8 protein-coding genes are annotated in these 8,451 nt (G+C 72.2%); 2 read left to right on the forward strand and 6 right to left on the reverse strand.

The annotated features are described in order from the left end of the window. Together HW578_RS19010 and cueR are read left to right on the forward strand one after the other, a co-directional pair. A partial coding sequence (locus HW578_RS19010) for an HAD-IC family P-type ATPase (protein ID WP_198372286.1) occupies window positions 1-674 on the forward strand: 674 nt, incomplete at its 5' end. Next, window positions 674-1,198 carry a Cu(I)-responsive transcriptional regulator gene (gene cueR / locus HW578_RS19015; RefSeq protein WP_198372287.1) on the forward strand — a complete coding sequence of 175 codons (525 nt, stop codon included), beginning with the start codon at window positions 674-676 and terminating at the stop codon, window positions 1,196-1,198. The genes HW578_RS19010 and cueR, both read left to right, overlap by 1 nt. Here cueR and HW578_RS19020 read toward each other — a convergent pair. From HW578_RS19020 to HW578_RS19045, 6 genes are all read right to left on the reverse strand, one after another. Beyond that, entirely contained in the window at window positions 1,167-1,634 is a 468-nt protein-coding gene (locus HW578_RS19020; RefSeq protein ID WP_198372288.1) for a DUF411 domain-containing protein, read from the reverse strand. The two genes, cueR and HW578_RS19020, sit on opposite strands and share 32 nt — an antisense overlap. Before the next feature lie 15 nt (window positions 1,635-1,649). Continuing rightward, on the reverse strand, window positions 1,650-2,939 hold the full coding sequence (locus HW578_RS19025; protein WP_198372289.1) for an ATP-binding protein: 1,290 nt from the start codon (window positions 2,937-2,939) through the stop codon (window positions 1,650-1,652). A gap of 44 nt (window positions 2,940-2,983) precedes the next feature. Continuing rightward, window positions 2,984-3,736 (reverse strand): response regulator transcription factor, encoded by a 753-nt coding sequence (locus HW578_RS19030; RefSeq protein WP_198372293.1) that lies wholly within the window; start codon window positions 3,734-3,736, stop codon window positions 2,984-2,986. A 46-nt stretch (window positions 3,737-3,782) separates the two neighbouring features. Beyond that, window positions 3,783-4,166: a hypothetical protein gene (locus tag HW578_RS19035; protein ID WP_198372290.1), complete on the reverse strand. Its 384-nt coding sequence runs from the start codon at window positions 4,164-4,166 to the stop codon at window positions 3,783-3,785. A 17-nt stretch (window positions 4,167-4,183) separates the two neighbouring features. Further along, window positions 4,184-7,297: an efflux RND transporter permease subunit gene (locus tag HW578_RS19040; RefSeq protein WP_198372291.1), complete on the reverse strand. Its 3,114-nt coding sequence runs from the start codon at window positions 7,295-7,297 to the stop codon at window positions 4,184-4,186. A gap of 4 nt (window positions 7,298-7,301) precedes the next feature. Beyond that, the coding region (locus HW578_RS19045) for an efflux RND transporter periplasmic adaptor subunit (RefSeq protein ID WP_232479119.1) at window positions 7,302-8,451 on the reverse strand (1,150 nt) is incomplete at its 5' end.

Genomic DNA, 8,451 nt, shown 5'->3' on the forward strand with positions numbered 1-8,451 from the left:
TCGCCGCCACGGCGGCCGCGCTTGCGGACCAGGGGCGCACGCCGCTCTACGCCGCGGTGGATGGGCGGCTCGTCGCGGCGCTGGCGGTCGCCGACCCGGTCAAGCCGGGCACGCCGGCGGCGCTCGCCGCGCTGCGGGCGCAGGGGCTGCGCATCGCCATGGTGACCGGCGACAACCGGCGCACGGCGGAGGCGATCGCCCGCAGCCTCGGCATCGGGGAGGTGGTCGCAGAGGTGCTGCCGGACGGCAAGGTCGCCGCCGTGCAGGGTCTGCGTGAGGGCGGGCGGAAGGTCGCCTTCGTCGGCGACGGCATCAACGATGCGCCGGCGCTCGCCGCCGCCGACGTCGGCCTCGCGGTCGGCACCGGCACGGACATCGCCATCGAGAGTGCCGACGTGGTGCTGATATCGGGCGATCTCGGCGCGGTGGCGACGGCCTTCGGGATCAGCCGGGCCACCATGGCGAACATCCGGCAGAACCTGTTCTGGGCCTTCGCCTACAACGTTGCGCTGATCCCGGTCGCCGCGGGCATACTCTGGCCCTTCGGCGGCACGCTGCTCTCGCCCATGCTGGCGGCGGGGGCGATGGGGCTCAGCAGCGTCTTCGTGCTGGCGAATGCACTCCGGCTGCAGCGGTTCCAACCCGCCGCGGCCACTGCGCGGGAGGAAGGGTGATGAACATCGGCGATGCGGCGAAGGCGTCCGGCGTCTCGGTGAAGATGATCCGCCACTACGAGGCGATCGGCCTGCTGCCGGCGGCGACGCGGACCGAGAGCGGCTACCGCGTCTACCGTCCCGAAGACGTGCACGCGCTGCGCTTCATCCGCAACGCCCGCGACCTCGGCTTCCCGCTGGCGGAGATCGAGGAACTGCTTGGCCTCTGGCGCGACCGGGCGCGCGCCAGCGCGGAGGTGAAGCGGCTCGCGCTGGCGCATGTCGCGGCGATCGACGAGAAGGTGAAGGCGCTGCAGGCGATGGGCGACACGCTGCGGCACCTGGCCGCGGCCTGCCACGGCGACCACCGCCCGGACTGCCCGATCCTGGAGGGGATCTCCGAGCGGCCTGCGGCGAAGCATGCGCAGCGTGGACGCGGCACGGAGGCGTTGCGCCATGCTGGCATCTCCTCCCACGCCGCCGCGGCAGGCGGCAGCGCGGGTCGCGATGCGGTCAGGCCGGCTCGGCCCCGCGGAACCGCATGAAGGGCTGGTGCGCCCCGTCGCCGAAGGCGAGCACGTCGTAGGTGTCAGGCGCCTGGCCCGGCACCTCCATCCCCGGCGAGCCTATCGGCATGGCCGGCACGGCGATGCCGCGGATGCCGGCCGGGCGCGTCGCCAGCAGGCGACGCACCGCCAGGGCCGGCACATGTCCCTCGAGCACGAAGCCCTCGACGCGCGCGGCATGGCAGGACCGCAGGTCGGGGGGCGTACCGAGCATCCGCCGGATCGGTGCGACCGAATGCACGACATTGTCCTGCACGACGAAGCCCTCGCGGCGCATATGCTCGACCCAGGCGCTGCAGCAGCCGCAGTTGGGGTCCCGCCAGACCTCCAGTCGCGGTCCCTGCGCGGCGTGCAGCAGGCGTGGCGCGGCCAGGATCCCTGTCGCGGCGAGCAGCCATGTCCGTCGGGTGTGCATCCTGATCCTCTCTCCTCAAGCCTGGGGGCGCGGCAGGCGCACCGTCGCGACGAGGCCGCCACCGCCGCGATTGGCGAGCGTCAGAGTGCCGCCATGCTGCTCGACAGCTCGTCGCGCGATGGTCAGCCCGAGGCCTGAGCCGCCGGTCCCGCGGTTGCGCGAAGCCTCGAGCCGGCGGAACGGCTCGAACACGGCCTCGAACTTGTCCTCGGGAATACCGGGGCCGTCATCCTCGATACGCACGATCAGGAGGGCGCCGTCATCCTCGACGTCCACGCGCGCGCCGCCGCCGTACTTCACAGCGTTGTCGAGTAGGTTCGCGAAGGCCCGTTTGAGCGTAAGCGGCCGACACAGGAGGCGCGCCTGCGGCGGCGCCCGCAGCGTCACCTCTCCCCCCGCATCCGTCGCGGCGTCGCAGAGCGTGCCCAGCATGGTCACGAGGTCCGCCGGCCGCTGCTCCTCCGCCTCCACCTCGCCGCGGAGGTAGGCGAGCGTCGCGTCGATCATCGCCTCCATCTCGTCGAGGTCAGCGTCGATCGCGCGGGCGGTCTCCTCGTCCTCGACGAAGCCGGCCCGCAGGCGAAGCCGCGCGATCGGCGTGCGCAGATCGTGGCTGACCGCGGCCAGGGCCTGCGTGCGGTCCGCAATCAGGCGTTCGATCCTCGACTGCATCTGGTTGAAGGCCTGCGCCGCGTGGCGAACCTCGTAGGGGCCCTCCTCCGGCATACGCGCGGCGCCGCCGGGTTGGCCGATTCTGTCTGCGGCGTTGGACAAGGCGCGTAGCGGCTGCCCGATCCATCGTACGACAACGAGCCCCAGCAGCAGGACGCCCACGGCCATCGCGGTCGTGGAAGCGAGTGTCGCATGCTCCGGCGCAGCCGGACGGAAGAGCGCAGCGGAGAAGTTCAACCAACTTCCGTCGGGGAGCGGCAGGGCGCCGAGCAGCGCATGCGGCGTGCCGCCGTTGTCCCCGGCGGCGTAGCCGAGCCGAAGCCCCTCGGTGCCGAGATCGGGCACCAGTTCGTGGAGGCGTGCCCGTACCGCCTCGATCCGCGGGCTGCTCTCCCCGCCGCCGCCCACGGTCGGTGCCAGTGTCCAATGCAGATCGAGGCTCGCCGAAGAGAGGGCATGCGCCAACCTGTCGCGTTCCGACGGGGGTACCGCCGCGACACTGCGCTTTGCGGCGGCGAGACGCTCGGCCAACTCCTCTTCCCGCGTGCTGCCGAGCGTCGCCTCGGTGCTGATCTGGTGCAGCCAGAGGCTACCGAGATGGAAGACGATCAGGCCGACGAACAGCACGAGCATGACCCGGCCGCCGAGCGTGTCCGGCACAAGGCGGGCGGGGATCCTCACGCGCCGCGCTTCACCGCCGGCACCAGCATGTAGCCCGCGCCGCGGATCGTCTTGATGATGGTGGGGCTGTCCTCGGTTGGTTCCAGCTTGCGCCGCAGCCGGCTGACCATGACGTCCACCGCGCGCTCCGTGCCGCTGAAGGCCATGCGGTTGCGCGCGAGGTCGAGCAGCTGCTCGCGGCTCAGAACGCGCTGCGGATGCTCGCAGAAGGCGAGGAGCAGGTCGTATTCGCCACCCGAAAGGTCGATCACGGTCCCGTCCGGCGCGGCGAGTTCCCGCCGCCGCGTATCGAGCGACCAGCCGCCGAAGACGAGCCCGTCGCCGGTCGCGCCGGCCACCGGCTGTCCGGCCTCGCCGCGCGACCGCCGCAGCAGAGCGCGGACCCGGGCCAGCAGCTCCGCCCGCCCGAAAGGCTTCGGGATGTAGTCGTCCGCCCCCAGTTCCAGGCCGAGGACGCGGTCCGTCTCCTCCCCGCGCGCCGTGACCATGATGATCGGCACGCCGGACTTCGCGCGCAGCGCGCGACAGAGGTCGAGGCCCGACTGGCCGGGGAGCATTACGTCGAGAAGCACCAGGTCCACCGGGCTGCCGGCGAGCGTTTCCCACATCTCCCGTCCATCCCGCGCCCCGGTGACGCGGAAGCCGTTCTGGCGCAGGAACTTGGCGATGAGCGTGCGCATCTCCCCGTCATCCTCGACGACGAGGATGTGCGCCTCCGCTTCGAGCGCGCCGCTGCGCCCCGCCTCCATGCCTGTGTCCCGCTCCACCGTGCCGATGGCCATGGTGGCGCCGCGCTCAGCCCAGGTCGAGCGGGGTGAAGCGGGCCTGGACAGGGCGCTGGCCGGGCAGGGTCAGCGTGACCACGGCCCGCATGCCGCGCGCGGCGCTGAAGTCCCCCGTGCCCTGCATCAGGTTGTCGCGCACAGGCTGCAACGGCACCGTCGCCTGCCGCCCGCCGGCGAGCACCACCGCCTGCGCCGTGGCACCGGCGGCCGGGATCGGCCGGTCGTCGCCATCGAACAGGAACAGCCGCAACGTGTTGCCCTCGGCCACGAGTTCCGCGTGGTTGCTGCCGATGTCCACCTTCTGGCCGCCGTTCGGACCCGGCCGGGGCGCATGCGCGCGGACGGCCCCTGGGGTGAGGATAGCGGCGGCGAGGATCAGGCGGCGGGTCGGCATGGCGGTCTCCGTCATGGTCAATAGGCCTCGGCGAGGCGGCCCTCGACCTGCTGCGCGCGCAGGCGCTCGAGCGCCGGCCGGCCGAAGCGGTGGAACAGCAGCGGCGTCAGGAAGGCGTCGAGCAGCGTCGCCGTGATCAGCCCGCCGAAGATGGTGATGGCGACGGGATGCAGGATCTCCTTGCCCGGTTGGTCAGCGCCGATCATCAACGGGATCAGCGCGAAGCCGGCCGAGAGCGCCGTCATCAACACTGGCGTCAGCCGCTCGAGGCTGCCGCGGATCACGAGGCCGAGGCCCCAGGGCTCGTCTTCCAGCATCGCCAGGTTCAGGTAGTGGCTGACCTTGAGGATGCCGTTGCGCGTCGCGATGCCGGCCAGCGTGATGAAGCCGATCATCGACGCCACCGAGAGCGGCTGCCCCGCGACCCACAGCGCGGCGATCGCACCCACCAGCGCGAGCGGCACATTGCCCATGATGATGACGGCGAGCACCGCCGAGCGGTAGCGCGCATAGAGCACCAGGAAGATCAGCGACAGCGAGACGAGGGACAGTGCCGCGATGAGTTGCGAGGCCTCCTCCTGCGCCTGGAAGGTGCCTTCCAGGGCCAGGAAGTAGCCCGGCGGCAGGTCCGTCGCGGCCATCTCCGCGCGGATGCGCGCGACGATCGCCGCCATGTCCGACCCGTTCGTATTGGACATCACCACGATGCGCCGCCGCCCGTTCTCGCGCTGGATCTGGTTCGGACCGTCGGTGTCGCGCAACTCGGCCAGCAATGACAGCGGCACGCGCCCGGCCGGCGTCTCGATGGCGAGCGCGGCGAGGCCCGCCCCGGTGCGGTCGGCATCGCCGAGGCGCAGCACCACGTCGAAGCGGCGCCCGCGGTCCACCACCTCGCTGACCACCTGGCCGCCGGAGAGGCCGCGGAGCACCTCGGCGACATGGGCAGCCGAGACGCCGTAGAGCGCCGCCCGGTCGTGGTTCACCACCACCTGCAGCTGCGGCACGCGCACCTGGCGCTCCACCTGGAGGTCGGTCAGGCCCGGAATGGCCGAAAGACGTTCCCGCATCTGCTCCGCGAGCGCGCGCAGCGTGTCGAGATCGTCGCCATAGATCTTAAGCGCGACCTCGGCCCTGACGCCCGAGAGCATGTGGTCCAGCCGGTGGCCGATCGGCTGGCCGATATTGGCGCTGCCGGGCAGCAGGCCGAGGCGCGCGCGGATGTCCACCGCGATCTCCTGCTTGCCGCGCTCCGAGGGGTTCAGGGAGACGTCGATCTCGGAGGAATGGACGCCCTCGGCATGCTCGTCGAGTTCGGCGCGGCCGGTGCGGCGGCCGACGGCGCGGACCTCCGGCACCTGCATGATCAGCATTTCCGCCGCGCGGCCGAGCCGGTCGGCCTCCGACAGGCTGATGCCGGGCTGGAATTGCAGGCTGATGGTCAGCGTGCCCTCGTTGAAGGGCGGCAGGAAGGCGCGCGGCAGGAAGGGCGCGGTCGCCAGCGCGCCCAGCACCGCGCCGCCAGCGAGCAGGTAGACGAGCCGTACCCGCGCGAAGGCCCAGAGCAGCGCCCGCTCGTTCCACGCCTTCAGCCGGCGCACCAGCCAGCTGTCGCCATGCTCCATCCGCTTCATCCGCGGCAGCAGCCAGTAGCAGAGCACCGGTGTCACGGTGATGGCGACGAGCAGCGAAGCCAGGATCGAGACGATGTAGGCGACGCCCAGCGGCGCGAAGAGCCGCCCCTCGATGCCCGACAGCGCGAAGAGCGGCACGAAGACCAGCACCACGATCATGGTCGCGTAGACGATGCCCGAGCGCACCTCCTGGCTCGCGCGCGCGATCACCAGCAGCACCGGCTGCGGATCGGGCCGCTGCCGGTTCTCGCGCAGGCGGCGATAGACGTTCTCCACGTCCACCACCGCATCGTCCACCAGTTCGCCGATCGCGATGGCAAGGCCGCCGAGCGTCATGGTGTTGATGGACAGGCCCAGCAGCTGGAACACCACCACGGTGACGAGGACCGAAAGCGGGATCGCGGTCAGCGAAATAAGCGTCGTGCGGCCGTTGAGCAGGAACAGGAACAGCACCACCGCCACGACGGCCACCGCCTCCAGCAGCACCTTCTCCACATTGCGGATGGATGCGGAGATGAAGTCGGCCTGGCGGAACTGCACCCTGTCGGCGGTCACGCCGGCCGGCATGGCGCGCTGCAACTCGGCCAGCGCCGCCTCGACCTCCCGCGTCAGGCGGACCGTGTCGGCGGAAGGCTGCTTCTGGATCGAGAGGATCACCGCCGGCCGGCCCATGCTGCCGGCCTCCCCGCGCTTCAGGCGCGCGGCGTAGTCCACCTCGGCCACCTGGCGCAGCAGGATGGGCTGGCCCGTCCGCCAGGCGACGGGCGCATTCGCCAGGTCTTCGAGCCGTGCGGTGCGGCCGAGGTTGCGGATCATGTACTCGCGCCCCGCCTGGTCCACGTAGCCGCCGCCGGTATTGCCGCCGAACTGGCGCAGCGCCGCGAGGAGCTGGTCCTGCGTCACTTCCAGCGCCGTCATGCGCGTCGGGTCGGGCGTCACGCGGAACTGGCGGACCTCGCCGCCGATGGGGATGACCTGGGAGACGCCGGGGATCGTCAGCAGCCGCGGCCGCACCACCCAGTCGGCGAGCTCGCGCAGTTCCATCGGGCTGGCGCGCCCGTCCGTGTACATCGCGACCAGCATGATCTCCCCCATGATGGAGGAGACGGGCGCCATCTGCGGCAACACGCCCGGCGGCAACTGCCCGCGCACGAGCGAGAGGCGCTCCGAGACCTGCTGGCGGTTGATCCAGATGTCCGTACCCCAATCGAACTCGACATAGACGATGGACAGGCCGATGCCGGAGACGGAGCGCACGCGCGCGACACCCGGCATGCCGTTCATCGCCGTCTCGATCGGGAAGGTGACGAGAAGCTCGACCTCCTCCGGCGCCAGCCCCTCGGCCTCGGTCATCAGGGTGACGACGGGACGGTTGAGGTCCGGGAAGACATCCACCGGCAGGCGCTGCAGCGTGATCGCGCCATAGACCATGAGCGCGACCGCGGCGGCGAGAACGAAGAGCCTGTTCCGCAGGCTCGCCGTGACGATCAGGTTGAACACGGGATCAGCGCACCTGGGCGACGAGGCCGGCGGCTTCCGTGACCACGCGCATGCCCGGCTCGAGCCCCGCCGTCACCAGAACGCGCCGGGCATCGAGCGGCTGCACGCGCACCGGGCGCGGGACGAAGCGCTCGGCGCCGGGCATCTCGAAGACGATGGGCGGGCCTTCGGCGCTGCGCACCACGGCCTCGGCCGGCAGGGCGATGCCTGCGAGGCGACGCGGCGTCTGCACCATCACCGTCACCGGCTGGCCGATGGCGAGGCCGGCCGGCGCCTCCTCGATGCGGAACTGCAGCGGCAACGCCTGCTGGCGCAGGGCAAGGCCCCGCCCGACGAAGGCGAGGCGCAGCGGCTGGCCGGCGGAGGTGACGGCCGTCGCGCCGGTCACCTCCGCCACCGCCGTCGGATCGAAGGCGATCGCCTCCACCCAGAGCCTCGCGGGGTCCACGATGTCGAACAGCGGCTCCCGGGCCTCGACCACCTGGCCGGCGGTCACGCGCACCACGCTGAGCACGCCGGACGCCGGGGCGAGGATCGGCTCGCGGCCCGTGACGGCGGGCAGGTTGGCGGCGCGGCGCTGGCGCAGGCCATCGAGCTCGGCCCGCGCATCGCTGATCTCGCGCGCCGCCACCGTGCCGGTGAGCGCGGTCAGGCGCCGCAACCGTGCCTCGGTGATGACGATCTGCGCGTCGAGGTCGGCGATGCTGGCGCGCACGCCCGCCCGGTCCTGGGCGGCGATGACGGGCACGACATGGCCGAGGATCTGCCCGCGCTCGACGCGTTGCCCGAGGACGGGGAAGCCCTCGTCCGGCGGCTCGATACGGCCCGCCTCGGCGGCCTGGACGCGGCCGGAGGCGTTCGGATCGGGGATGACCTGTCCGATCAGTCGCAGCACGACCGGCGCCTCGCTGCGCGTGGCCGTCACCGCGCGCAGGCCAAGCAGGTGCTGCGTCGGCTTGGGCACGAAGACGCTGCCGTCGGGCTGCCGGCGCGGGGTGTCGAGCGGTTGCGCGCCGGCGATGGCCGGCAGCAGAAGCGCGGCCAGCAGCGTGGCGCGCGCCGCCACCCGTTCGGGCCGCAGGGGGTGCACCGTGCCGGCCGGCTCCAAGGGGGCCGCGGCCACGGCGTGGGAGGGCAGGGGCCGCGGGGCGGCG

The sequence above is a fragment of the Roseomonas rosulenta genome (genome assembly GCF_016106005.1).
GTDB classification, from domain to species: domain Bacteria; phylum Pseudomonadota; class Alphaproteobacteria; order Acetobacterales; family Acetobacteraceae; genus Neoroseomonas; species Neoroseomonas rosulenta.